The sequence below is a fragment of the Nocardia sp. NPDC051787 genome, from assembly GCF_040681325.1.
Taxonomy (GTDB): Bacteria; Actinomycetota; Actinomycetes; order Mycobacteriales; family Mycobacteriaceae; genus Nocardia.
Window position 1 is genome coordinate 48233 of the sequence record NZ_JBFAYO010000031.1, and the last position, 23753, is coordinate 71985.

25 protein-coding genes and 1 pseudogene are annotated in these 23753 nt (G+C 67.6%); 12 read left to right on the forward strand and 14 right to left on the reverse strand.

Going from position 1 to position 23753, the window contains the following annotated elements:
* Positions 1-93: 93 nt before the first annotated feature.
* Complete coding sequence (gene typA, locus AB0M45_RS27300; protein WP_364335073.1) at positions 94-1992, reverse strand: translational GTPase TypA; 1899 nt, start codon at positions 1990-1992, stop codon at positions 94-96.
* A 155-nt stretch (positions 1993-2147) separates the two neighbouring features.
* Between typA and AB0M45_RS27305 the strand changes: the two genes are divergently transcribed.
* Positions 2148-2324, forward strand: coding sequence for a hypothetical protein (locus tag AB0M45_RS27305; protein ID WP_195131937.1), 177 nt, complete (start codon positions 2148-2150; stop codon positions 2322-2324).
* 49 nt (positions 2325-2373) lie between these two features.
* Positions 2374-2661 (forward strand): 4a-hydroxytetrahydrobiopterin dehydratase, encoded by a 288-nt coding sequence (locus tag AB0M45_RS27310; RefSeq protein WP_364335075.1) that lies wholly within the window; start codon positions 2374-2376, stop codon positions 2659-2661.
* Positions 2662-2835: 174 nt separating this feature from the next.
* Here the strand turns inward: AB0M45_RS27310 and AB0M45_RS27315 are convergent.
* Positions 2836-4083: pseudogene (locus AB0M45_RS27315) on the reverse strand (mannosyltransferase); the annotation flags it as partial.
* A 305-nt stretch (positions 4084-4388) separates the two neighbouring features.
* Here AB0M45_RS27315 and AB0M45_RS27320 point away from each other — a divergent pair.
* Together AB0M45_RS27320 and AB0M45_RS27325 are read left to right on the forward strand one after the other, a co-directional pair.
* Complete coding sequence (locus tag AB0M45_RS27320; protein ID WP_364335077.1) at positions 4389-5183, forward strand: hypothetical protein; 795 nt, start codon at positions 4389-4391, stop codon at positions 5181-5183.
* Between the two features lie 125 nt (positions 5184-5308).
* Positions 5309-5668, forward strand: coding sequence for a hypothetical protein (locus AB0M45_RS27325; RefSeq protein WP_364335079.1), 360 nt, complete (start codon positions 5309-5311; stop codon positions 5666-5668).
* Positions 5669-5681: 13 nt separating this feature from the next.
* Here the strand turns inward: AB0M45_RS27325 and AB0M45_RS27330 are convergent, their stop codons facing one another.
* The 3 genes from AB0M45_RS27330 to AB0M45_RS27340 all read right to left on the reverse strand — a co-directional run bounded on the left by AB0M45_RS27330 (position 5682) and on the right by AB0M45_RS27340 (position 8545).
* Positions 5682-6395 carry a DUF1906 domain-containing protein gene (locus AB0M45_RS27330; protein WP_364335081.1) on the reverse strand — a complete coding sequence of 238 codons (714 nt, stop codon included), beginning with the start codon at positions 6393-6395 and terminating at the stop codon, positions 5682-5684.
* 181 nt (positions 6396-6576) lie between these two features.
* On the reverse strand, positions 6577-7710 hold the full coding sequence (locus AB0M45_RS27335) for a hypothetical protein (RefSeq protein ID WP_364335083.1): 1134 nt from the start codon (positions 7708-7710) through the stop codon (positions 6577-6579).
* A 232-nt stretch (positions 7711-7942) separates the two neighbouring features.
* On the reverse strand, positions 7943-8545 hold the full coding sequence (locus AB0M45_RS27340) for a CHAP domain-containing protein (protein ID WP_364335085.1): 603 nt from the start codon (positions 8543-8545) through the stop codon (positions 7943-7945).
* Between the two features lie 198 nt (positions 8546-8743).
* Between AB0M45_RS27340 and AB0M45_RS27345 the strand changes: the two genes are divergently transcribed.
* The 4 genes from AB0M45_RS27345 to AB0M45_RS27360 are packed head-to-tail and all read left to right on the forward strand — an operon-like array spanning position 8744 to position 12325.
* Positions 8744-9391, forward strand: coding sequence for an ABC transporter permease (locus tag AB0M45_RS27345; protein WP_364335147.1), 648 nt, complete (start codon positions 8744-8746; stop codon positions 9389-9391).
* Positions 9388-10590 (forward strand): ATP-binding cassette domain-containing protein, encoded by a 1203-nt coding sequence (locus AB0M45_RS27350; RefSeq protein ID WP_364335087.1) that lies wholly within the window; start codon positions 9388-9390, stop codon positions 10588-10590. Before AB0M45_RS27345 ends, AB0M45_RS27350 begins: the two co-directional genes overlap by 4 nt.
* Positions 10587-11354, forward strand: coding sequence for an ABC transporter permease (locus AB0M45_RS27355; protein WP_364335089.1), 768 nt, complete (start codon positions 10587-10589; stop codon positions 11352-11354). Before AB0M45_RS27350 ends, AB0M45_RS27355 begins: the two co-directional genes overlap by 4 nt.
* On the forward strand, positions 11351-12325 hold the full coding sequence (locus AB0M45_RS27360; protein WP_364335091.1) for a glycine betaine ABC transporter substrate-binding protein: 975 nt from the start codon (positions 11351-11353) through the stop codon (positions 12323-12325). Before AB0M45_RS27355 ends, AB0M45_RS27360 begins: the two co-directional genes overlap by 4 nt.
* 241 nt (positions 12326-12566) lie before the next feature.
* Here AB0M45_RS27360 and AB0M45_RS27365 read toward each other — a convergent pair whose 3' ends face one another.
* Positions 12567-13208 carry a TIGR03086 family metal-binding protein gene (locus tag AB0M45_RS27365; protein WP_364335093.1) on the reverse strand — a complete coding sequence of 214 codons (642 nt, stop codon included), beginning with the start codon at positions 13206-13208 and terminating at the stop codon, positions 12567-12569.
* A gap of 87 nt (positions 13209-13295) precedes the next feature.
* On the opposite strand from AB0M45_RS27365, the gene AB0M45_RS27370 reads away from it, so the two are divergent.
* Together AB0M45_RS27370 and AB0M45_RS27375 are read left to right on the forward strand one after the other, a co-directional pair.
* A complete protein-coding gene (locus AB0M45_RS27370) occupies positions 13296-14273 on the forward strand; it encodes a WYL domain-containing protein (protein WP_364335095.1) in 978 nt (325 codons plus the stop codon).
* 255 nt (positions 14274-14528) lie between these two features.
* Positions 14529-15578, forward strand: coding sequence for a methyltransferase domain-containing protein (locus AB0M45_RS27375; RefSeq protein WP_364335097.1), 1050 nt, complete (start codon positions 14529-14531; stop codon positions 15576-15578).
* Between the two features lie 22 nt (positions 15579-15600).
* On the opposite strand, the gene AB0M45_RS27380 is transcribed toward AB0M45_RS27375, so the two are convergent.
* The 8 genes from AB0M45_RS27380 to AB0M45_RS27415 form a co-directional block, all read right to left on the reverse strand.
* The gene (locus AB0M45_RS27380; RefSeq protein WP_364335099.1) at positions 15601-16185 is read right to left on the reverse strand and encodes an NAD(P)H-dependent oxidoreductase; all 585 of its coding nucleotides are present in this window, start codon (positions 16183-16185) and stop codon (positions 15601-15603) included.
* Between the two features lie 115 nt (positions 16186-16300).
* Positions 16301-16672, reverse strand: coding sequence for a hypothetical protein (locus AB0M45_RS27385; protein WP_364335101.1), 372 nt, complete (start codon positions 16670-16672; stop codon positions 16301-16303).
* An 11-nt stretch (positions 16673-16683) separates the two neighbouring features.
* Positions 16684-17160 (reverse strand): roadblock/LC7 domain-containing protein, encoded by a 477-nt coding sequence (locus AB0M45_RS27390; protein ID WP_364335103.1) that lies wholly within the window; start codon positions 17158-17160, stop codon positions 16684-16686.
* A complete protein-coding gene (locus AB0M45_RS27395; protein ID WP_364335105.1) occupies positions 17157-17972 on the reverse strand; it encodes a hypothetical protein in 816 nt (271 codons plus the stop codon). The genes AB0M45_RS27390 and AB0M45_RS27395 overlap by 4 nt, the downstream gene beginning before the upstream one ends.
* On the reverse strand, positions 17962-18354 hold the full coding sequence (locus tag AB0M45_RS27400; protein ID WP_364335107.1) for a hypothetical protein: 393 nt from the start codon (positions 18352-18354) through the stop codon (positions 17962-17964). The genes AB0M45_RS27395 and AB0M45_RS27400 overlap by 11 nt, the downstream gene beginning before the upstream one ends.
* 393 nt (positions 18355-18747) lie before the next feature.
* Positions 18748-19086, reverse strand: a complete 339-nt coding sequence (locus AB0M45_RS27405) for a hypothetical protein (protein ID WP_364335109.1) — start codon at positions 19084-19086, stop codon at positions 18748-18750.
* A 79-nt stretch (positions 19087-19165) separates the two neighbouring features.
* On the reverse strand, positions 19166-21118 hold the full coding sequence (locus tag AB0M45_RS27410) for a VWA domain-containing protein (RefSeq protein WP_364335111.1): 1953 nt from the start codon (positions 21116-21118) through the stop codon (positions 19166-19168).
* 19 nt (positions 21119-21137) lie between these two features.
* Positions 21138-22532: an ATP-binding protein gene (locus AB0M45_RS27415; RefSeq protein WP_364335113.1), complete on the reverse strand. Its 1395-nt coding sequence runs from the start codon at positions 22530-22532 to the stop codon at positions 21138-21140.
* Positions 22533-22738: 206 nt separating this feature from the next.
* Between AB0M45_RS27415 and AB0M45_RS27420 the strand changes: the two genes are divergently transcribed.
* Both AB0M45_RS27420 and AB0M45_RS27425 read left to right on the forward strand, forming a co-directional pair.
* Positions 22739-23218, forward strand: coding sequence for a nuclear transport factor 2 family protein (locus AB0M45_RS27420; RefSeq protein ID WP_364335114.1), 480 nt, complete (start codon positions 22739-22741; stop codon positions 23216-23218).
* Complete coding sequence (locus tag AB0M45_RS27425) at positions 23215-23709, forward strand: DUF3237 domain-containing protein (RefSeq protein ID WP_364335115.1); 495 nt, start codon at positions 23215-23217, stop codon at positions 23707-23709. Before AB0M45_RS27420 ends, AB0M45_RS27425 begins: the two co-directional genes overlap by 4 nt.
* Positions 23710-23753 lie beyond the last annotated feature (44 nt).

Here is a 23753-nt window from a genome sequence, read left to right on the forward strand (position 1 = left end):
CCTCGAGAGGCGATACCGCAGCGACTCCGCCACGCGACCCGGCCGTGCGAACCCGGCGCCATCCCGACGCCGGATTCCCTCCGCCCCAAAGGATTACAGTGCCGCCCGGTCCCGCGCCTTGCGCCGGGACAGCTCCCGCGCACGCTCGTTCTGCCCGAGAATCACCTTGCGCACCCGGACCACCTCCGGCGTGACCTCGACGCACTCGTCGGCGGCGCAGAACTCCATCGCGCCCTCCAAATCCAGCTGCAATGGCTTGGCCAGGGTCTCGATCACGTCGGCGGTGGAGCTTCGCATATTGGTCAGCTTCTTCTCGCGGGTGACATTGATGTCGAGATCCTCCGCCCGCGGGTTGATTCCGACGACATGGCCCTCGTAGGTGTCCGCGCCGGGCTCGACGAAGAACTGGCCGCGGTCGGCCAGCTGGATCATGGCGAACGGAGTCACGGTGCCCGACCGGTCGGACACCAGCGAGCCGGTGTGCCGGGCCCGGATCTCCCCCGCCCACGGCGCGTAGCCGTGCGACACCGCGTTGGCGATGCCGGTGCCGCGGGTCTCGGTGAGGAAGTCGGTGCGGAATCCGATCAGGCCGCGCGAGGGGACGATGAACTCCATCCGCACCCAGCCCGCGGCGTGGTTGTTCATCTGCACCATCTTGCCCTTGCGTGCGGCCAGCAACTGGGTGATCGCGCCGAGGTACTCCTCGGGGCAGTCGATGGTCAGCTCTTCGTACGGCTCGTGCACCTTGCCATCGACCTGCTTGGTGACCACCTGCGGCTTGCCGACGGTCAGCTCGAAGCCCTCGCGGCGCATGGTCTCCACCAGGATGGCCAGCGCCAGCTCGCCGCGGCCCTGCACCTCCCAGGCGTCGGGGCGGCCGATGTCCAGCACGCGCAGCGACACGTTGCCGACCAGCTCCTGGTCCAGCCGCGACTTCACCATGCGGGCGGTCAGCTTGTGTCCCTGCACCCGGCCGACCAGCGGCGAGGTGTTGGTGCCGATGGTGACCGAGATGGCGGGCTCGTCGACGGTGATGCGCGGCAGCGCGACCGGCTCGTCGAGGTCGGCGAGAGTGTCACCGATCATGATGTCCGGGATGCCCGCGATGGCGACGATGTCGCCGGCCACCGCGACCTCGCCGGGCTGGCGCTCCACGCCGACCGTCTGCAACAGCTCGGTGATCTTCACCTGCTTGACGCCGTCGGCGTGCATCCACGCGACGTTCTGCCCCTTGCGCAGCTCGCCGTTGTGGACCCGGACCAGCGCGAGGCGGCCGAGGAACGCCGAAGCGTCCAGGTTGGTGACATGCGCCTGCAACGGTGCGGCGGGATCGCCCTTGGAGGCGGGAATGCACTCCATCAGCACGTCGAACAGCGCGTCCAGGTTCTCCGCGTCCGGCGCGTGCCCGTTGTCCGGACGCTCCTTGGACGCCTTGCCTTCCCGGCCCGAGGCGTACAGCACCGGCAGGTCGAGCGCGAGTTCGGCGGCCTCGGCGGCGGCGTCGTCCAGATCGGAGGCCAGATCGAGCAGCAGGTCGTGGCTCTCCTCGACGACCTCCTCGATGCGGGCGTCGGGACGGTCGGTCTTGTTCACGACCAGGATCACCGGCAACGACGCGGCAAGTGCCTTGCGGAGCACGAAGCGAGTCTGCGGCAGCGGTCCCTCGGACGCGTCCACCAGCAGCACCACGCCGTCCACCATGGACAGGCCGCGCTCCACCTCACCGCCGAAGTCGGCGTGCCCCGGGGTGTCGATCACGTTGATCACGGTGACCGAACCATCCGGATGGTGGCGGTGCACCGCCGTGTTCTTGGCGAGAATGGTGATGCCCTTCTCGCGCTCCAGGTCGCCGGAGTCCATCACGCGATCGACGGGTTCGGCCCGCTCGGCGAAGGCGCCGGACTGGCGCAGCATGGCGTCGACCAGCGTCGTCTTGCCGTGGTCGACGTGGGCCACGATGGCGACGTTGCGAAAATCGCGTGCAGACGACACGCCTGAATCCTCCTGCTGTTAGGTGTTGGTGCTCGGCCGACCCCTGCAAACAGGTGGAGAATCGAAACTCACCGGGCATCGCGGCCAGGTACACCCTACCGGCTGTCCGGTTCCCGCAACGTTTCAGGCTTTGTACTAAGGGTATGCTAACCGCCGTGGGCAAGGTCAAAGCGAAGAAGGTTTCCAGCCTGAAACCGAAGAAGAAGTGCTGTCGGAAGAAGACGCGCTGCTTGAAGTGCCCCGTTGTGATCATGCGGATGAAGAAGTGCGAAGCCGCTGGGATCAGCGGCAAGGATCTGAAGAAGGCACTCAAGCAGGCGCGCGCCGCCTGACCAGCGCCGCGACCCTTTCGGGGCGGCCCGATACGAGGAGTAAGGAGCTATGGCGCAACAGACACTGCTCTCCGATATCGAAATCGCCGAGGCCCTCACCGAGCTGCCCGAGTGGGCCAGATCAGGCGACAGCCTGGTCCGCACCGTCAAGGCGCCCACGTTCCCCGCCGGCATCGAACTCGTGCGCCGAGTCGCCGAGGTCGCCGAGACCGCCAACCATCATCCGGACATCGATATCCGTTGGCGCAACGTCACCTTCACGCTGTCGACCCACTCCGCGGGCGGCCTCACCGCGCTGGACGTCGCGCTGGCGCACGAGATCGATCGCTGTATCTGATTTGCAGCGCCTGCGCCGCTGCGTGTTCGCCGCGAACGGCGAATGCTCAATCTCGCTTCGCTCGCAAGCAGGAGTCGGGCCGGTGCGGTTGCGTTTGAGCCGGGAGCCGCCATGCAGCGGAGCGCCACGTGGTCAGGCCGACGCGGCCCTCGTCCGGCTGAGCATGTGGCGTTCCTACGCGCCGCGGACAGAACCTTCCGCGGTCGGACGCGCATCCCTTTCCCCGCCTGACCGCACACGGCGGGTCCCGGACCGGATCACCCAGAGGTAGAACACCACGACGCCGAGCACGTCGACGGCGCCGAGCCAGGCCAGCACACCAGGACGTGAGATGGTCCAGATCGAATCCTGGAAGAACGACAGCACCCATGGCACGCCGACGAGCATGGTCGCCACCCAGAATCCCGCGATGACGCGCGCCCCGGCCACCGCACGCAGTGGCCCGTAGACCAGCCACAGCACCGTCGGCAGCAGCCACACCCAGTGATGCGACCACGAGATCGGCGAGATCATCAGCCCGAACAGCTGCACCACGATCAACGTGCCGAGCCGGTCGTCCGGCAACAAGGCGCGCCAGGCCAGGACTGCCAGCACCGCGATCAGCAGCACAGCAGCGATCCACCACAGCCCGGATTCCACGTCCTGACCGAGGATCCGGCTCAGCGCGCCGCGCAGCGACTGATTCCACACCGAGCCCACCGGCCCGATCCGATCGGCGTCACCGAGCAATGTGCCGAAGTACTGCCGCGCCTCGATCGGCGCGATCACGAAGCTCACGCCCACCGTCGCGCCGAAGACGAGCGCCGACCACGCGACGGTCGCCCACCGCCGCCGTGCCACGAAATACAGACCGGTGATCGCGGGCGTCAGTTTGATGCCCGCGACGATGCCGACCAGCCCGCCGGAGACCCACCATCGCGAACTGCGCACCGCGAGCATCGCGCCGAGCACCAGGAACACGTTGACCTGGCCGTAGTCCATCGTGGTTCGCACCGGCTCCAGCCACAGACCCAGGGCGGTCCAGCCGACCGTCGCCGCCCGCCACCGCGGCGCGCGCAGCGTCTCCGCTCCGAACATGAGCTCGAAACTGATGTGCACCACCGCGTACAGCGCCGCGGCGATGGCCAGCAGCCAGGCCACCGCGACGGCGGTGAACGGCAGGTAGTGCAGCGGAAAGAACACCAGCGCCGCGAACGGCGGGTAGGTGAACGGCAGCGGGAAGTCCGGCGTCTTCTCCGCATAGGTGAAGTCGTAGAGCTGATCGGTCAGCAGCGCGGCCGATCCGCCGACGTAGACGTGCAGGTCGACGAGGTTCATCCCGTTCGGCGACAGCAACATCCAGAGCAACCGGGCCAGCACGGACAGACCGAGCACCGACACAGCCCATCGGAGGTGACGATTCAAATCGCTGCTTTCGGCTCGGGTGCGGTGTGTCGGTTCGGCACGCCCGGACTTCGGAGTGTTCCGGCGACAGCCCGGACGGCACGGATTAGATTAACCGCAGCGCGAATCCACTCGGTGCCACCCTCGAACCACCGGTAACATTTGCATCAAATTTCACACCAGTAACACCAATGGTGCAGTATCGTCTGCTAACACTGATCGTCCACAGCGCCATTCGGACACTGCGGCTGTACACATAGCCGCAATGTCCCTAGAGTGACCCCCGAAACGATGGCTTTTAGCAATCGAACCGAGTTGTACCCGAGGTAAGGACGGCCAGACCAGTGCTTCGCACCCGAGGATCGCGGATCGCATTGACCGCACTCGCCATCGCGGCGAGTGCCACGCTCGCTGCGCCGACGACAGCAACCGCTGCCCCCGCACCCGCGGCGACCACGCAGAGCGTTCCGATGGTCCCCGAAGGGGTGCCGGTGGATGCGCTGGCCGCGCTCGCCCCCGCCATTGTCGGGGCCGTCGCCGGCCCGGCGGACATCGCGAGCCCGGCGGGTATCGCGGGCCCGCAGTCGGCGATACTGGACCAGGCGCGCAGGCTGCTCGCCACATTGAACCTGCCGCCGCAGATCAAGTCGACGCTGGAGCGGATCATCACCTTCCTCGACGGCAGCGGCGGCGGTGGTCCCGAGGTGCCGCAGGACGGCCCCGTGATCGCGCAGTTCCTGTACCCGACCATCGGCAAGGGCTGCATCAGCCCGACCGCCGACTCGGTCGGCACCGCGCTCGCCGTGCCCGGCCCCGCCACCTTGCCGCCGCCCGGCCCGCAGGCCGGCCAGACCGGATTCGTCTTCACCGCGCTCGGCACCAAGTCGCCGACGCCGGTGCAGAACCCGCCCATGACGGTGCAGTGGCTGAACCTGGACACCCGTCAGTCCGGCGTCCTGCCGCTGACCGACGAGGCCAAGATCAACCCGGATGGCCCCGCCACGCTGTCCGCCATCGCCAACACCGGTTCCGGCCGCATCGTCGCCGTGGTCGGCGGTTCGCTGACCACCAAGGCCGGCGACGCCGAGCCGCGGACCTGCTCGTTCCTGCCGACGCTCGGGTTCTTCACGGTCGCCTGAGTTTTCGTCCGAGGGCGGCGACTCCACCGGGGTTGCCGCCCTCACTCATACCCGCGCCCGCCGACATCCCGACGGATCTGGCGCGATGACACATGAGTCCGCCGGACTGTGGTAGACCGCTAACTATGGCGACCATCGATCTTTCGACACACCCGGGTCATTCGATCCGGAGCAGGCGCTCGCACCGCTCGATCCTGTCGATCCGCTCCGAAGGTTCGATCCTGTCGATCGGCTCGGCCTATTCGATCCTGTCCATCGGCAGTGTCGGCTCGGTGCTGTCCGTCGGATCCGTGGGATCGTTCGGGTCCGCGATCTCGTCGTTCTCCTTCGCCAGCCTCGGTTCGGCGTTCTCCGGACTGTCCCGGTGGTCGCTGTTCTCCTGGCTGGGCGACCACGAGGCGCCGGAAAGCCGCCCGACGCTGCGAGTCGTCCCCGACGACGAACCCGACTTGCGCGTGGCACCCCTGAGCCACAGCCAGACCTAGCTGCGTTTATCCATCACCACTGCCCGTATTCCGGGGCGAGCACATTGTTCAGATCGATGCCCACCCCGTCGATGGATCGTTTGTCGATTTCGAATTGATGCAGGTGGGCGGCGGGGTGCACGAAACCGTCCGGCGTGCCCCAATCGTGCTGCCAGTACCAGGAGCACAGCCCCGCGGCGGCAGCGAGTTCGATGGTCGGGGCGTTCGCGTAGACCCCGGTCCTCTCCTTGCCGAGCACGGCCTCCCAGCCCAGCAGGTACGGCGCGATCATGGTGGCGAAGTCGACCGCCGAGGGGTTGTCGTCGATGGACGCGTAGATCGGCACGTGGTCCGGACCGCCGGCGGCGCGGTGCAGCGCGAGTCCGCGCTCGGCGTGCCGCTTGCCCGCCTCCAGCCCGCCGCGCCAGTCCGCGGTAGGCCCCTTGCCGAACTGGTAGCACGACACGATCCGCAGATCCGCCTCTTTCAGCCGGTCGACTTCGGCGACGCGCAGTGGCTTGCCCACCATCCACTCCGCGCCAGGCCTGCGATCGGAGACGTAGCGAATGACGCCGAGGTGCCCCGCCTCCTTGATCGCCGCGGCCGAGGGAACGCCGCCCGCGTAATCGACGAGGGTGCCGAACGAGGGCCGGGCGGAGGCCGGAGCCGCCCCGGCGGTCGCTCCGACGACGGCCGCCGCGGCCGCGTAGACGAATAAATCTCGCCGGGATACCGAATGAGAACGCATCGTGGACTCCTTCGCGCAACCCGACCTGGATGGCAGCGTGCCCGGCGCACCTTCCCCTATCTTTCGCGCGCCGGGAGCCTCGAACGTGAACTCATTTCACCACATTCACAAGGGAACCGCTAGACCCAGGAGACACATATTTCACATTGGTCACATGACCCACTCGGGTAGCGACAGGCTCTCAGGCGATGCCGTTGCCGTCGATGCGCGCGGCGACGTCGATGGTTCGCATCGACGGGTTGGCCAGTTCCTTGCGGATCACCGCGACGACCTGTCCCACGACCTGCTTCTTGATCCCCGCGAGCGCACCAAGCGTGGCCGCGCGGGCGCCGCGCGCGGTGAACTCCATGCGAACGTCGGCTGGATCCGGCGGCGGAACGTCGATCACCACCAGCAACGGGTCGGCCGCGCAAGCGGTGAGCACCAACGGCACTTCCACATCAGCACGATAGCGATTGGCTTTCAAGACATCCACAGTGATATCCAGACTCACCGGCAGCGTCAGGTCGAACGCGACGGGCTCGGCCGAGCGGTCCGCCAGCCGCGGGATCCGCACCGCTCCGCGGACCGTCACCGTCGCCGCGCCCCGCGGTCCGGTCCGCAGCGGACCGACCTCGATCGGCCTGCCCGCCAATCGCTCCACCACGTCGAACACCCGCTGGCGGGTCACGATGTGGGAGAAGAACCGATGACCGAACTCGTCGTAGCAGATCCAGTCGAATTCGGCGGAGTCCCGGTGCGCCGAGCGAGTGCCGCTGACCATCGCGTCGATGTCGAAGACCAGATTGCGGCGAGTCTGCGGATCGGCCAGCATGGCGTTCACCCGGGAGGCGACATCGCGCTGTACCACCCCGGCGATCGGGTCGAGCAGCCACTCCCAGGCCGACTCCACCGCCTGGGCGCGCAACACGAAGCTGATGTCACGCTGGGTGATCGGCGGGATATCGATGACGATGAGCACGGGTTCCGCGGTGCGGGCGTGCAGCGTCAGATCGATCTCGACCCTGGCCTCCAGCCGCAGTTTCCGGCCACCGAGCAGCACCTTCAGCGTCAACGACACCGGAACGGTGACCTCGAACGTCACCTTTGGGCCGCTGCGCAGGACGTGCGGCGTGCCGACCTTGCCCTCGGCGACGAAACCGGCGAGCCCGGCCGGGCCGATCGACACCGGGCCGATGGTCAGCCCGCGACCTGCCATGCTGGAGATGGCGGATTCGATCCGGGCCGCGGTCACGGCGTGCTTGACGAAACGCTCGCCGAATTCGGCGTAGTCGATCCAGGCCGGCTCACTACGCGGTTCGTCGGTCGGCTGCATCAGTAGTTCCGAAACCCTCACCTCTCGATGGACAACCGACACGGTACGCGACCGATCTTGCGCCACCGTCGCCACGCGCGCCCCCACCGAGATCCCCGTCCTGCCGATGAGGGGGAAGCAGGGCGGGGATCGGCGACGGCGCTGCCGGGCGCCGCCAACTCCATCGTAGGACTATCCGGCGCGCTGTTTCACCCGCATATCGGGTGGATTTTCGCGCGCCGGTAGGGACTGGTCACAATCGCCCGAAGCCGACCACGCCGGGCACGTCGGCCAGGGTGAATCGATGGATGCGCACCTCGTCGAACTCGTTGCCGCCGATCGTCGTCACCTGGCCCGCGTCGGCTCGCAGGACGATGTTGGTGTGCTGTCCGAACGGGCTGGACTCCCGGTAGAGCAGCACGTCACCGGTGCGCGGCTGGTAGTCCGATCCGACCGGGGCGAACCGTCCCGCGTTTTCGTAGTACTCCTGCAGCGTGTACACGCCGGGAATCCGCCATGAGCCCGAGTGCGGGTTGGCCAGCGGCGCACCCGCCTCGCGCAGAACCCAGCTGACGAAATCGGCGCACCACGCCTCGTCGACACCCTCCGCGTACTTCGTGCCCGCACCCGGATCGCTGAACTCGCGCTCGGCGACCGCGACGATTCCGGCCTGGGCCGGGTCGAGCGTCGAACGATCCAGCCTGGGGAACTCGGTGAGGCGCTCACCCACGACAGCCTCGGTGGCCGACCGCTGCTGCCACCAGAGGCTCGCGGCGACCCCGGCGCCGGCCAGGGCGAGCAGCACCAAGGCGAGCGCGATCCACGAGCTGTGCCGCGACCTCAGCTGTGGTGTCATCGCTCCCCCGGTCCGTCCTTGTACATCGATTCTCGTCCTATGAAGTTCGACGCACGAAAGCCCCGTATGGTTCCCGGCACCATACGGCTGGTTTCGATTACCGTGCGGGCGGGCAACCCGTACGAGCCGGAATCGCTTCCGGCACCGCGGAAACCGCGATAGTCTCTCGAAGAGACCAGCCGATGGGGAGGTCCGGCCCTGGACACGCTCTGGACATTCGTCGTGCACCGGCGGCACCAGTTGCTCGTCGACTCCTATCTGCACGTCTCGGCCGTGGTGCAATCGGTGCTGCTGGCCACGGCGGTGTCGGTGCTGCTCGGAATTCTGGTCTACCGCAGTCGATTCGGCTCCTCGATCGCCACCGCGCTGGCCAGCGCGGTGCTCACGGTTCCGTCGTTCGCGCTGCTGGGCCTGCTGATCCCGGTCCTCGGTCTCGGCGTCGCACCGACCATCACCGCGCTGGTGGTGTACGCACTGCTGCCGATCCTGCGCAACACCATCATCGGACTGTCTTCGGTGGACCCCGCCGTCACCGACGCGGCACGCGGCGTCGGGATGAATCGGCTCCGCGTGCTCGCCCGCATCGAACTGCCGCTCGCCTGGCCGGCGATCCTGGCCGGTATGCGGGTGAGCACACAGCTGATCATGGGCATCCTCGCCATCGCGGCATACGCCAAAGGCCCCGGCCTCGGCAATCTGATCTTCTCCGGACTCGCGCGCCTGGGCAGCCCGAACGCGGTGCCGCAAGCTCTGACCGGCACGATCCTCATCGTCGTGCTCGCACTCGTGCTCGACGGGATCTACGTCCTCGTCGGGCGGCTCACCACCTCGAGGGGAATGGCGTGACGGACACCGAACCCCGCGGCGACGAAGCCGAAGCAGCTGTCTCCGGCGTCGAGATCGTGCTCGATTCGGTGACCAAACACTATCCGGGTCAACGCGATCCGGCCGTGGACAAGGTATCGCTCACCATCCCCGCCGGTGAGATCGTGGTCCTGGTCGGACCGTCCGGCTGCGGCAAGACCACCACCATGCGGATGATCAACCGGCTGATCGAGCCCACCTCCGGCACCATCACGATCGGCGGACGCGACGCCGCCACGATCCACCCCGACAAACTCCGGCGCGGCATCGGCTATTCGATTCAGCAGGCGGGCCTGTTCCCGCATCTGACCGTCGCGAAGAACGTCGCCACCGTACCGGGCCTGATCGGCTGGGACCGGCGGCGGATCGCGGCGCGGGTCGACGAGATGCTCGAGCTGGTCGGCCTCGACCCGGACACCTTCCGCGACCGCTACCCGCGTCAGCTCTCCGGCGGCCAGCAGCAGCGTATAGGGGTGGCGCGGGCGCTGGCGGCCGATCCGCCCGTACTGCTGATGGACGAGCCGTGCGGCGCGGTCGACCCGATCACTCGGGGACTGTTGCAGGACGAGTTGCTGCGCCTGCAAGGCGAACTCGGCAAGACGATCGTCTTCGTGACCCACGATTTCACCGAGGCGGTCAAGCTCGGTGATCGAATCGCCGTGCTGGGCAGCCGATCCCGAATTCTGCAGTACGACACACCCGCCGCGATCCTGGCCGACCCCGCCGACGAGACGGTCGCCGGTTTCGTCGGCGCGGATGCCTCGCTCAAGCAGCTCACGCTGACCAGGGTCAGGGACGTCGAACTCGGTGCATGCCCCACCGCGATCGACCAGGACCCGGTCGACGAGCTGCGCGGCGCGCTCGCCGGCCGGGACTGGCCGTGGGCGCTGGTGCTCGACCGCCAGCGCCGGCCGTTGCGCTGGGTCTCGGCCGAGCAGCTGGCGCACGCGGACTCGTTGCACGGGATCGGTTCACCGCTGCAAGAGACGTTGTCGCTGAAGTCGACCTTGCAGGACGCCCTCGAAGCCCTGCTGGCCCATCAGAGCGCGACCGCGGTGGTCACCGGAACGCGCGGCGAGTACGTCGGGCTGATCACGATCGATACCCTGGTCGCACACCTGTCGGCGCTACGCGCGGAACACGGCGGCGACCGTGCCTCATCGACGGACGACGCACCATGACCAGCACCGGCGCGGCCTCGCCGGCTACCCAGCGCAGGGCTGAGCGCATCCGGCTGTTCGTGCAGCCCGTACTCGTTCTCGCGCTCACCGCGGGCGTATTGGTGTGGGCGTTCGCTCGCGACCTCACCGTCACACAGCAGGCCAGTCTCAGCGCGGGCAACATCGCGACCGTCACCCGCCAGCACCTGCTGATCACCGCGACGGTGGTGCTGATCGTCGTCGCGGTGGGCGTTCCGCTCGGCACCCTGCTCACCAGGCCCGGATTCCGCCGCCTGGCACCGGTTTTCGTCGGCATCGCGAATATCGGCGCGGCCGCGCCCGCCATCGGCCTGATCGTGCTGTTCTATCTCGCCACTCGCACCACCGGCTTCTGGATCGGTGTGGCGCCGATCGCGTTCTATTCGCTGCTTCCGGTGCTGCGCAACACCATCCTGGGCTACCAGCAGGTGGACCGGACGTTCATCGATGCCGGACGCGGTCAGGGAATGTCCGCGATGACGGTGTTGCGCCGCATAGAATTCCCGCTCGCCGTGCCCTACATCCTGGCCGGACTGCGTACTTCACTGGTACTCGCCGTTGGCACCGCGACGCTGTCGTTCCTGGTGAGCGCGGGCGGGCTCGGCATTCTGATCGACACCGGATACAAACTGCGCGACAACGTCACCTTGGTGGTCGGCGCGGTGCTCGCCGTATCGCTGGCGCTGTTGGTGGACTGGCTCGGCGCGCTCGCCGAAGAATTCCTCGGGCCGAGGGGGTTGAAATGACCCGGGTGTGGCGCACGTTCGCGCTCGTGCTGGGGCTGGCACTGCTGGCCGCATGCGGGCTGCAATCTGGCACCGCGGTGCCACTGCGGGTCGGTCCTGGCAGCATCCGCACGGTGCCCGAACTGGAGGGTGTGCGCGTCACTGTTGGCTCCAAAGACTTCACCGAGCAGAACATCCTCGGATATCTCATCGAATTCGCCCTTTCGGCGGCCGGTGCCGACGTGCGCGATCTGACCAACATCCAGGGCTCCAACAGCGTGCGCGACGCCCAGCTGCACGGTCAGATCGACATCGCCTATGACTACACCGGCACCGGGTGGATCAACTATCTGGGCAACGAAACGCCGGTGCCCGACGAGATCGGCCAGTTCGAGGCGGTCCGCGCCTCCGATCTCGCCGAGCACGGCATGGTGTGGACGGCGATGGCGCCGATGAACAACACCTACGCGCTGGTCATGAGCGCACAGACCGCGCGGGAGACCGGGGTGCGCACGTTGTCGGACTACGCCCGGCTGGTCGGCACCGACCCGGCCGCGGCGGCCATTTGCGTCGGCACCGAATTCAATGTCCGGCAGGACGGATTCCCCGGCCTGGCCCGCAAATACGAGATCGACGCGAGCAAGGTGCGCAAACAGATCGTCCAGGACCCCGTGGTCTACCAGGCCACCGCGGACGGCAAGCAGTGCCGCTTCGGTTCGGTCGCCGCCACCGACGGCCGTATTCCAGCATTGAATCTCGTGCTGCTGCAGGATGATCGCGGCTTCTTCCCGAAATACAACGCCGCACTTGTGATGCGCGAGGATTTCGCCGGCGAGCATCCGCAGGTCGCCGCGATCATGGCACCGATCTCGCAGCGCCTCACCAACGAGGCCATCACCGAACTCAACCGCCAGGTCGACGTGGACGGACGCGAACCGGCCGAGGTGGCGCGGGACTGGATGGTCTCGCAGGGGTTCGTCACTGCCCGCTGAGGTGCGCCCGGCTGTAGCTCAACTGGATCGCCTGCTGGCGGAGAATCTCCAAGGCCGACGAGGACATCCGGCGTTCCGCTCTTCGCGTGTCCGGGTAACGGCGGAAGCGCTTTCGCCCTACTCGCACGCAACTTTGTGGCGTCCGCTTACGTTGCTTCCGCCGGGTCCGCTCGGGTTCCGCCGGATCCGCTCGGCGCGGGTGCGCCGACGCGGCCCGGCTGGTCCCACCGCGCACAGTGAATCAAGCGCGCGGATCGCGGCCGAGGTAGCGCAGCAGTTCGGCGACGGCGGTGTCGTCCGCCTGACCGTCCACGATGGCGGCGTAGGCGCCCCACTGGCGCAGCGGTTCGACGATTTCGGCCGCCTCGCCACTGCCGGGCGCCGGGTGGATGGCGCGGGCGGCGGTGAGCAGGTGGGTGGCCAGCTCGTCGGTCAACGGCGACGGCTGGCCGGTGGCGATCGCGATATCCCAGGCATGGACCGCCGCGTCCAGCGCGCACATGACCGCCGCGACCGGAGTAGCGAGCGCGCCGTGCGGCAGCGGTGTCGGTACGGTCTCGGCGGCGTCGTCGACAGTGGCCCACGCGGCGGAGGTCTGCTCGATCGCCTCGCGCACCAGGTTCGACACAGAACCGTCGATCGCGCCGGAGGGTGCGAACGGGTTGTCGGCCGGACCGTCGCCGATACCGAGGAACTTGGCATACGCAAGCTGATCGCCCGCGGCGTGCTGAATCACCTGCGTCACAGTCCATTCCGAGCACGGAGTGGGCAGCTGCCACTGGTCGGCTCGGACATCGGCGACGACGGTCTCCAGCGCGCGGTAGGCGTCGGCGAGCACAGTCCGCCAAACAGGGGTCAGGGTCGCGACGGTGGTGGCGTTCATGTCGGGCCTTTCGGGTTGTTTTCGTTGCTGACATCAGCCTATGCCGCCATTAGGCTAGTTTCGTTCCTAATAACCTAGGAGGAAAAAGTGGCCTCGACCACTACGCGATTGCTGCGGTTGCTGGCCCTTCTGCAAGGACGCGCGCATACCGGTCGCGAGCTGGCTGAGCGCCTTGGCGTTACCGACCGCACCCTGCGCAACGACATCCAGCGGCTGCGCGAGCTGGGCTATCCGGTGCACGCGGAACGCGGCGCGATGGGCGGCTATCGGCTCGGTCGCGGCACCACCATGCCGCCCCTGCTGCTGGATGACGACGAGGCGGTGGCCGTCGCGGTGGCGGTCGGGCTCGCCGAAGACGGCTCCACCGGCATCGCGGATATCGCCGAGCACGTCACGAGGGCGCTGGGCAAGCTGGACCAGATCCTGCCGAAACGCTTGCAGCGCAAGGTGTCCGCGCTGCGCGATGCCACCGCGATCGGCCCGGCGACGACCGGGTCACGGGAGCCGGACGCCCCGGTTCCCGCCGCCGTGCTCACCACTCTGGCGGGCGCCATCCGCGACGGCGCGACGGTCCGCATCGAGCAGACCGCCGAATCCGCCGTGGAGATCGAGCCGTACCGGCTGATCAGCTGGCAGCGACGCTGGTATCTGGTCGCCTACGGCGTGGAAAACCATTCCTGGCGTGCCATTCCCGTCGCCCGGATCACGCGAGCCGAGGCGAGCTCCCGGCGCTTCGCCGCGCGCTCGCTTCCCGACGACGATCTGGTCGCCTTCGTCATGCGCCATATCGCCACGACCGGCTGGGAGGTTCATGCCCGGGTCACCGTGCTCGCACCTGCCGACGTCGTGATCGCCCGCATCAATCCCGCGGTCGGCGTTGTCGAACCCGTGGACGCCCACACCTGCGTGCTCTACACCGGCGCGGACGCACTGGAGACCATCGCCATCTACCTGTCCATGCTGATGATGGACTTCCGCGTCGACGGCCCACCAGAACTCGTCACACACCTGCGCACCCTCGCTCGGCGGTACGCCGATGCGATCGCCGACACGCCGGGCAGTTGAGCGCGGCGCGAATGCCGGGCAGTCAGTAGGATCGTCGCTCGTTTCAACCAGTCGGTCGAGCACATCGAGCACAATCCCTCTCCGCGGCCGCCCGGGTTGGAGTGATGGTGCGTCACGCCGCGGAGCAGATCCCCGGAGTGCTGCCGTAGCAGCGGCAGCGCGCTCGGCGGTGTCTACCTCCACGATGTGCCGCTCGTCGTTAATGCCGAGGAGTGACGAGGCGAATAGCAGGATGTGACGGAAGGTTGTGGCGCGGTGTCGGCAGAGCGATTCGCCGAGCGGCTGGTTGCGGCAGCACTCGGCACCATTGACATCCTGGCGATCCACCTCGGGGATCGCATGGGCTGGTACCGGGCATTGGCCGAACATGGTCCCGCCGATGCTCCGGAGCTGGTCGAACGGGCGGGCGGCGATGAGCGATACGCTCGCGAATGGCTGGAGCAGCAGGCCGCGAGCGGGATACTGACCGTCACCGCGGACCGCCGCTTCGAGCTGCCCGCCGGGGCCGCCGAGGTGCTCACCGATCCCACCAGCCTGAACTATCTGGCGCCGCTGGCGCGGATGCTGGCCGCCGCGGCGGTGCAGTCACCGGGGTTGATCCGGGCCTATCGGGACGGCGGCGGTGTCGGCTGGTCGGAATTCGGCCTCGACATGCGCGAAGCCCAGTCCGACATGAACCGGCCTTGGTTCGAGCGACGGCTCGCCGTCGAGCTGGCCACCGTCCGGGAAGTCACCGAACCTCTGTCGCGGCCGGGAGCCCGCGCCGCCGACATCGGCTCCGGCGGCGGCTGGTCCACGATTGCGCTGGCCAGGACCTATCCGGAGCTGGTCATCGATGGCTACGACATCGACGAACCGTCGGTCGCGATGGGGAACCGCAACGCCGAGGAGGCCGGACTGTCGGCTCGGGTCCGATTCCACCGCGCCGATGCCGCGTCCTCGCTCGGCGAACAGGTCTACGACGCGATCTTCGCCTTCGAATGCCTGCACGACCTGCCCCACCCCGTGCAGGTGTTGGCGGCCATGCGCCGCGCCCTGCGTTCCGGCGGCGCGGTGATCGTCATGGACGAGGCGGTGGCGCCGGAGTTCCGAGCGCCCGCCGACGACATCGACCGTTTGATGTACGGCTTCAGCCTGCTGATCTGCCTGCCCGATGGCCGCTCACATCCGGATTCGGCGGCCACCGGGACCGTCATGCGGCACAGCACCCTACGGCGCTACGCCCGCGAGGCGGGCTTCACCGAGGTCGAGGTGCTCCCGATCGACGACTTCGGCTTCTGGCGCTTCTACCGTCTGATCCCCTGACTCACGCGCCGAGCCCGAGCGCTCAGGCGGGATAGGGACGTTCGGCGAGCGCCGACCGGAGCGCCCATCCCCACCAGACGAGCTGGTCGAGCAGCTGATCGGCGGCGGCGACAGGCATCTCCGGGTACCTCGGCCTCCCCGCGGCATCGAACTGCTTACCGACATCGTGGAAGCTCACCGTGTCGCGCACGGTGACCGCGTGCAGTTCGGCGAACACGTGCCTGAGGTGCTCCACGGCACGCAAACCACCGGAAAGGCCGCCATAGGAGACGAAACCGACCGGCTTGGCCCGCCACTCGGTGAAATGCCAGTCGATCGCGTTCTTGACCGACGCCGGATAGCTGTGGTTGTACTCCGGTGTCACCACGACGAACGCCTCCGCCGCGGCAAGTCTCGGGCTGACTGTCTGCAGCGCTCGGGCCTCCTCCGGCTCGGGTTGGCTGGAAAGCCGTTCCGGCAACGGTGTTTCGGCCAGATCGACGACGTCGACCACGACGTCATCACGACGGTCGGCATGCTCGGTGAACCAATTGGCCACAGTCGGGCCGAAGCGGCCCGCGCGTGTGCTGCCGATGATCACAGCGAGCTGAATCGGGTTGTCAGGCATGGCACATTCCCTTCGACGCATTTCGTTGCACAACACAGCGTCGAACCCGAATAAAGGTTTAGGTCAAGTCGGTGTCCTCCGACCCGCACTCGGGCGCGGGGCCCGCAGGAAGGGTTCACACTTCCAGATCCTCTTCGATCCCCTTCAGGCGGTGCCTGGCCAGCGCAAGGTTCGCCCGGCCCCGGTCCAGGGCGAGGTAGAGGAACAGGCCCTTGGACTTGCGGCCGGTCATCGGCCGGATGATGTGGTACTGGCCGGACAGCGTGATGAGGATGTCCTCGATGTCGTCCTTGAGCCCCAGCTGGTCCATGGTGCGCAGCTTGGCGCGCACGACCTCGGTGTTGCCCGCGCCGGCGATCTGGAGATCCAGGGACTTGGAACTGCCGAGCATCCCGAGGGCCATCCCGCTGTTGTAGTCGACGACGGCGGCGCCGATCGCGCCATCGATCACCATCATGTCTTTGAGAGCCAGATCCATATTGGACATATCCGTTCCTTTCAGTGGGTTTTCGTTGCCTGTTCTTTTCCGGAGTCGTTCGCCACCGGCATCAGAAGGTCGGCGATCGCGCGCGCCGCCGGACGCGATTCCAGATGCAGCCGACCGATGTTCACTTCGGGGCTCGCCAGCACGGTCAATGAGGTCCAGCCCGCCGCGTAGATGACCACGTGCCCGCCGGTGCCGTGCACCACGACCTCGCTGAACCCGCCGCCGTGCGCAGTGGCGGCCAGCCGGTGCGACAGCGCCAGCTGCGAGGCGGCCATCGCGGCCATCCCGTTGGGCTCGATGTGCGTGGGCAGATCGTGCGCGACGAGCAGCCCGTCGTTGGACGCCACCAGCGCGCCGGTCAGCCGAGGGACGCGGTCGCGCAGCGCCTTCAGTTCGGTCAGCACCGCCGCGTTCGGTTCGGGTCCGGACATCCCCACCTTGGTCAACCTTCCCATCAGTTCGCCGAGCCGTTTCTTCCGCGTGGTCACGCGAGCTCCTCCAAAGCCGCCCGCAGGCGGACGAGTAGGTCACGGTCCGGCGGCTCCAAGCGGTCCGGGACGGGCACCGATGCTTCCGACCGCCGGACTCGGCGACGAGGAAGCCGACCTGATCCTCCGGCCGCTACGGGAATTACCGCTTCCGGCTCAGGCCTCATCGGTTCGACGGGAGGGGGCGTCGCGACAGGCTGCTCGATCAGCCCGGCCGCGGTCAGATCCCGCACCGCCATCAGACAGCCATAGGTGGTGCGAGCGAGTTCGCGGCCGATCTCCGCGATACTGCGCCGGGCATCGGCGGCGGCCAGCACCTCGGCTTGGCCGCCGGTGAGTACCACGCGCCGTCGTCGCACACGGCGCACGGGTACGACAGGGGCGCGGTCGACCAGTTCCGCCGACCACGGCCCCCACTCCGGATCGCCGCGCCGGGCGCACTCGTGAACGAGCGCACGCGGCGCGATGTGACAGACGGGCGCGAGCCAGTGTGGCGGCGCGGGCCGGAACTCTGGGACTGCGGGTGAGGCCAGCAAAAAGTAGGCGGCATCGAACACCGACAGCAGTGCCAGGGTTTCCAGCCGTGGCCGCCCCAGCACGCGACCGGGATCTCCGGCTCGGGCACGCTGCCAGTCCTCGGCGGTCGCCACGCCCGCCTCGATCACCAACCGGTCCAGTCCGGTCGTGCGGCCGCAGTCGGCGGAGACGATCGCGCCGTCGGCGAGATGAAACGCGCCGTCCGCGGCGTGCAGCACGCCGGTGCGTCCTTCCTCTTCCAGCCGCCGCAATTCGACCGCGAGCTCAACACCCATACCCATCCTCAGCCAATTCGGCGAGAATTCCCCGGAGCTGGAATCGCGCCATCGCCAGATTCCCGGTGTCCTCGTCGAACAACACATGCACGAAAAGCCGTCCGTCGAAGTCGCCGTTCACCAGATTCAGCAGGTGATAACCACTCGTCCCGCAGACGATGATTTCGGTGACGTCGTCGCCGTCGTGTCCGGTGGACAGCGCGGAACAGCCGAGCACCGCGCGCACCACATCGGTGGTGGCCGCGGCGTCCTCGTGCTGATCGACCAGCTCGTGCACCCCGGCTGCGGCGATCGCCAAACCGCTCGCGCCGTCCACCAACGTCACACTGCGCGCACCGGGAATGTCCATGATGCGTTTCAGACAGCCGTCAATACCGATCACGCGCCACCACTTGTCATGTGCGGGTGTTTACGGGTTCCAGACGCTACACACGACAGCCGAGCGCTGTACAGCAATTTCGGGAGAAATTTCCGGTAAAAATCGTTTCCGCTGGAAGAAGGTAAGAAATACCTTTCGGTATTCAATACTTCCCGGTATTCAATACCTTTCGGTTTTCATTTCCTGCCGACGGGCATGAGCACATGAATCCTCGAAAGAGACGCTCAGCTGCTCCGGCTCGACAACGCGTGACCCAGCCGATGCTCGTCGTCGAGACCGCACGCGGGATCAGCGGTGACGCAGTGGATTTGCCACGGGCCAGTTGGTGCCTGAGCCCAGCTACCGACTCGGTGTCGGCAGAGTGAAGCGAGGTCCGCGGGTAACGAGTGGAGGACCTCAGCCGCCCGTGATGCCGGTGGAAAGCTTGACCACGACCTTGTCGTTGGTGACTTCCTGCACCGTAACGGTGCGCCCATCCGCGGACTGGGTTTCGCCGACCGGAACGGTGAGCTCCTGACCAGCCACCGACAGGGTGACCACATTGCCGTTCACCGCAACGAGTTTCGCCTCGATACCCAGAATGCTCGCTTTCGCGTCCACACCCCGATCGAACGTGACCGTGCAACCACTCACCGCGCAGTCGGTCTTCGTGCCCTGCCCTTCTGCCGTGCAGGCAGCCCCGATCGGGGTCAACAAGACGAACAGGGACACAGCGACCAGCCGACGAACAGACACGCGACGAGTGTAGAGCCAACAGGCCCTGCCGTCCGGCCTCTGACCGGAATCCCTTGCGATGAGCCGCGTGCGACGTCCGTCAGCCGCGTCTCCCGCGCAAGTAGTCGCTGACCACCGCCGCGCCCAGACCGTCGAGGTCGGGCGCTACGACGCGGCCGCCGCTGCGGCGGGCCATCAGGTCGACGAACGCGGCCAGTCTCGGGTTGTCGCCGAGCATGAACACCGTTACCGACGCGCCCAGTTCGGCCAGGGCGTCCACCTGGGCCATCGTCGCGGCCAGCGTGCGCGCCTCGGGCGGCCAGTTGAAGTACGCCTCGCCGTCCGGCTCCAGATGGGCCGTGGGCTCGCCATCGGTGACGACGAGTACGACGGGCACGGCGTCCGGATGCCTGCGCAGGTGCGCCGCGGCGAGCAGCAGTGCGTGGTGCAGATTGGTGCCTTGCTCCCACACGCCTTCCAGCGCGGTCAGTTCGCCGATGTCGACCGTCGTCGCATACCGGCCGAACGTGATCACGCCCAGCGCGTCGGAACGAAATCGGGTGCCGATCAAGTGGTGCAGGGCGAGGGCGGTGCGCTTCATCGGCACCCATCTGCCGTCCTGCACCATCGACCAAGAGGTATCGACGCACAACGCCACGGCCGCCCTTGACCGCTGCTCGGTTTCCATGATCTCGACGTCGGAAACGTCCAGCGTCACCCGGCGACTGCCCGTCGACGCCGATCGCAGCACGGCGTTGCGCACGGTCCTCGACACGTCCCACGGTTCGGTATCGCCGAACCGCCACGCTCGCGCCGCACCGGTCGGCTCGCCGGCCGCACCGGCCAAGGCCGTGTCCCGCTCGCCGCGCCGAGATCGCAACCGCCCGACGACATCACGCAGCGCCACCTCGCCGAGTCGCCGTAAAGCCTTGGGCGTCAAACGGAGCGAGCCGTCCTGCGCGCGTTCGAACAGACCTTGCCCGCGCAGTTCCCGCTCCAACTCGGCCAGCCGGCCCGCGTCCACGCTCGCTTGGTCGCCGAGATGGCGGGCCAAGGCGTCCAGGTCGATGTCCTCCAACCTGGCCCCGGGGTAGGACTGGGCGAGCTGCTCGGCGAGCGCGTCCAGTTCGGCGAGGTCCTGCAGGGCTTGCGCGCCGGTACCGAGACCCAACGGGTCCTCGCCGCGGAACCGCCGCCCGGAGACCCAGTCCTCGCCCGGACGCAGCGCCCGCAGATTCCCGTCCAGCGCCGCGACCTGCTGGGCGATCCCCGGGTCGCCGAACGCCTGGCCGATCAGCTCGGCCAGCTCCGCTCGCTGCTGCTCGGACATCGAGTTCATCATGCGTTGCGCGGCGGCGGCGCGGGAGGCGAGCGCATCGATCAGTTCTTCGGTGTCGCGCGGGTTCTCGGGGAAGAACTCGCCGTGCTCGGCCATGAAATCGGCGAATCGCCGCTCGGTGTTCTCGCCCCGCGCATGGGCCGCGAGCAGCTCGTTCAGGTCGGACAGCATTCGTCCGACCCGCTCGACGTCCTCGGGCGTGGTGTTGCGCAGCGCTTGCTTCATGCCCTGGAAACGGGATTCCAGCAGTTCCCGGCCGAGCAGGTCGCGGATCTTCTGGTAGTTCTCCCGGCCGGTTTTCGAGCGCCAGCGGTAGTCGGCGAGTTCGTTGACCGCGGCGGCCGTGCTCGACGGCAATGCGTCCAGCTGCGCTTCGGCGAACCTGGCGTCATCGGACGGATCGGGGAACAGGGCGCCGCGCTCGGCGTCCAGAGCCTCGTTCAGCAGTTCGCGGACCTGTTGCAACGTGCCGTCCAGCCGATGTCGCCGGGAGATCTCCGAGCGGCGCTGCCACACTCGGCGGGTCAGCTCCTCCAGCCCGGGCACGGTGCTGGTGCCGCGCCGCAACATCTCCTGCAATGCGCTGCGCGGCGAACTGCCCTCCATCACCTCGCGTCCGATCCGGTCCAGCGCCTCCCGCAGGTCCAGCGGAGGCGCCAGTGGATCGGGCCCGTCGTGATAGGGCCCGTAGGAGTAGCGATCGGCGGAGGTCACGATGCCTCGCTGGGAGCGGTCATCGCCCGTACACCGCCATACCGTCGTCGGAGTCCTTGGCGATCTGGCGAGCCAGATAGAGGGCTTCCAAAGCGAACTCGACGGCCGAGGCGATCCGAGGCGGCGGATCGGTGGCGGCGACGCCGAGCCGACCGGCGACCTCGTGCAGGACCGGCAGCTCGGGCAACGCGGACAGGACCTCCTCGCCCGGCACCCGTTCACCGGTGGTGACCAGGTGACCGTCGCCGACCGCCTCGGCCAACGGCCGCAGGTTCAGTCCGCCGAGCAGCGCCCGCGCGGTCTCGGCGAACGAGCGCCGCAGCAGGTGCGTGAGATGTTCCTGCTCCCGTCCCTCTTCGCCGGACTCGAACTCCAGCTTGCCGCGCAACACCGCGGGCACGGATTCCAGGTCGACGGGACGAGCGACAGCGGGACGCTCGCCGGTCACCGCGGACCTGCGCAGCGCCGCGGCGGCCACCGTTTCGGCGGCGGCGACCGCGAATCGCGCGGACACTCCGGACCGCTGGTCGATCGCGGACGATTCGCGAAGTTGCCGCACGAACCTGGCCAGCACCTCGATCAGCGGATCGCCCACCTCGGCCACCAGTTCGGCCTCTTGGCGCACGAGGGCCACTTCGGCCTCGACGGTGAGCGGATAGTGGGTGCGGATCTCCGCGCCGAACCGGTCTTTCAGTGGCGTGATGATCCGGCCGCGGTTGGTGTAGTCCTCCGGGTTGGCGGTCGCGACGAGCAGCACGTCCAGCGGCAGGCGCAGGGTATAGCCGCGCACCTGGATGTCGCGTTCCTCCATCACGTTCAGCAGCGCGACCTGGATGCGTTCGGCGAGGTCGGGCAGCTCGTTGATCGCGACGATGCCGCGATGGGCGCGCGGCACGAGCCCGAAATGGATGGTCTCCGGATCGCCGAGACTGCGCCCCTCGGCCACCTTGACCGGGTCGACGTCACCGATCAGGTCACTGACGGACGTGTCCGGTGTAGCGAGCTTCTCCGCGTACCGCTCCGAGCGGTACCGCCACGCGACGGGCAAGTCGTCGCCGAACTCGGCCGCCAGCCGACGCCCTTGCGGGCTGATCGGCTCGAGCGGGTGCTCGCCCAGTTCGGCCCCCGCGATCACCGGCGTCCACTCGTCCAGCAGGCCGACCAACGTGCGCAGCAGCCGGGTCTTGCCCTGACCGCGCTCCCCTAGCAACACGATATCGTGCCCAGCGAGCAACGCGCGCTCCAGCTGCGGCACAACGGTCCGGTCGAAGCCGACGATGCCGGGCCACGGCTCGCCGCCGGAACCCAAGAGCGTCAGCAGATTCTCGCGAATCTCGGTCTTCACCCCACGCGGCAGATATCCGGCCGAGCGCAGCTCGCCCGCGGTCGTGGGCAGGTGTGCGGGAACTTTCACGAATTCGACGCTACGTGCATTCGGCGATCAGGTCGACGTGAAGCTTCTCGAGGAAACATGCCCGAAAAAAGGTTGACAACCTGGCTCGAGCTTCGGGGCCCTGCCCGGGATGCGTCGCCACGCCGCTACAGTCGCGGACACCTCTTGTGTATGCATACGGTCGACCGTATTATTAGTTCCCAGGCGGTCGATCGGAGGGATGATCCATGGAAAGTCGGCGCATGTTCGAACTGGCGCAAGCCTTGGCCATTGCGAAGAGCAAGCAAGACCTGCCCGCGGCCATGACGCTCCTGCATCCCGAGATGGCGCTGGAGACACCGGCATTCGGGACGGTGGTCCGAGGCCGGGCGGAGAACGAAAAGGTACTGGCGAGGTTCTTCGCCGCGTTCCCGGACTATCACGTCGAGCTGGACGGTCACGCGGACGACGGCGAGACATTGGTCTGCTGGGGCACCGCGTGGATGACCATGACGGGCAATCGATTCGGTGTCGAACCCAACGGCAGACGTGCGCAGGTGCCGGTGTTCATCCAGTTCACCTTCGCCGACGATCTGATCGCAAGCGAACGGTTCTGGTTCGACCTATCCGTCCTGTGCGCTCGATCCGGTGTGTCCACAGATGCGGTGCGGCACAAGCTGTTCGGCGAGAACCCCAGCCGGGAAGTCGAGATAGGAGATCGACCATGACCGTGGACGCGCGCGTGAAAACCGTCGGCACGATCGCGACAACCCCCTTGTTCGATGTCGTCGTGGATCTGAACCCGCAGTTGAATATCGGCGACGGTCCCTTCGGTCGCAGAATTCTGTTCGGTGCGGCCGGTGGGTCTTTCGAAGGTCCGAGACTCCGCGGTGACGTGATCGCCGGTGGCGGCGACTGGGCGTTGTTCCGGCCGGACGGCACGATGGCGCTGGACGTGCGGCTGACCCTGCGCACCCACGACGACGAACTGGTGCACATGAGCTACGGCGGCCGGTGGGTCACACCACCCGAGGTGCGGGCCGAGCTAGCGGATCCGGTCAAGAAATCCCAAATCGACCCGTCGCGCTACTACTTCCGGACGAATCCGCTGTTCGAAACCGGCTCGAGCCGATACTCCTGGCTCAACGACATCGTCTGCGTCGGATCGGGTTACGTGGTGGACGGCGGCGTCGCTTACCACGTCGAGCAGGTGCTGTGAAAGAAACGGCGGCAAGACACTGCAGCGCTGACCAGAAGGGACGT

Coding starts and splice junctions, on each gene's coding strand:
- AB0M45_RS27310 (WP_364335075.1), top strand. CDS start 2,374: ATGGCGCAACAGACACTGCTCTCCGATATCGAAATCGCCGAGGCCCTC.
- AB0M45_RS27325 (WP_364335079.1), top strand. CDS start 5,309: ATGGCGACCATCGATCTTTCGACACACCCGGGTCATTCGATCCGGAGC.
- AB0M45_RS27330 (WP_364335081.1), bottom strand. CDS start 6,395: ATGCGTTCTCATTCGGTATCCCGGCGAGATTTATTCGTCTACGCGGCC.
- AB0M45_RS27335 (WP_364335083.1), bottom strand. CDS start 7,710: ATGCAGCCGACCGACGAACCGCGTAGTGAGCCGGCCTGGATCGACTAC.
- AB0M45_RS27340 (WP_364335085.1), bottom strand. CDS start 8,545: ATGACACCACAGCTGAGGTCGCGGCACAGCTCGTGGATCGCGCTCGCC.
- AB0M45_RS27355 (WP_364335089.1), top strand. CDS start 10,587: ATGACCAGCACCGGCGCGGCCTCGCCGGCTACCCAGCGCAGGGCTGAG.
- AB0M45_RS27360 (WP_364335091.1), top strand. CDS start 11,351: ATGACCCGGGTGTGGCGCACGTTCGCGCTCGTGCTGGGGCTGGCACTG.
- AB0M45_RS27365 (WP_364335093.1), bottom strand. CDS start 13,208: ATGAACGCCACCACCGTCGCGACCCTGACCCCTGTTTGGCGGACTGTG.
- AB0M45_RS27380 (WP_364335099.1), bottom strand. CDS start 16,185: ATGCCTGACAACCCGATTCAGCTCGCTGTGATCATCGGCAGCACACGC.
- AB0M45_RS27385 (WP_364335101.1), bottom strand. CDS start 16,672: ATGTCCAATATGGATCTGGCTCTCAAAGACATGATGGTGATCGATGGC.
- AB0M45_RS27395 (WP_364335105.1), bottom strand. CDS start 17,972: ATGGGTGTTGAGCTCGCGGTCGAATTGCGGCGGCTGGAAGAGGAAGGA.
- AB0M45_RS27420 (WP_364335114.1), top strand. CDS start 22,739: ATGGAAAGTCGGCGCATGTTCGAACTGGCGCAAGCCTTGGCCATTGCG.
- AB0M45_RS27425 (WP_364335115.1), top strand. CDS start 23,215: ATGACCGTGGACGCGCGCGTGAAAACCGTCGGCACGATCGCGACAACC.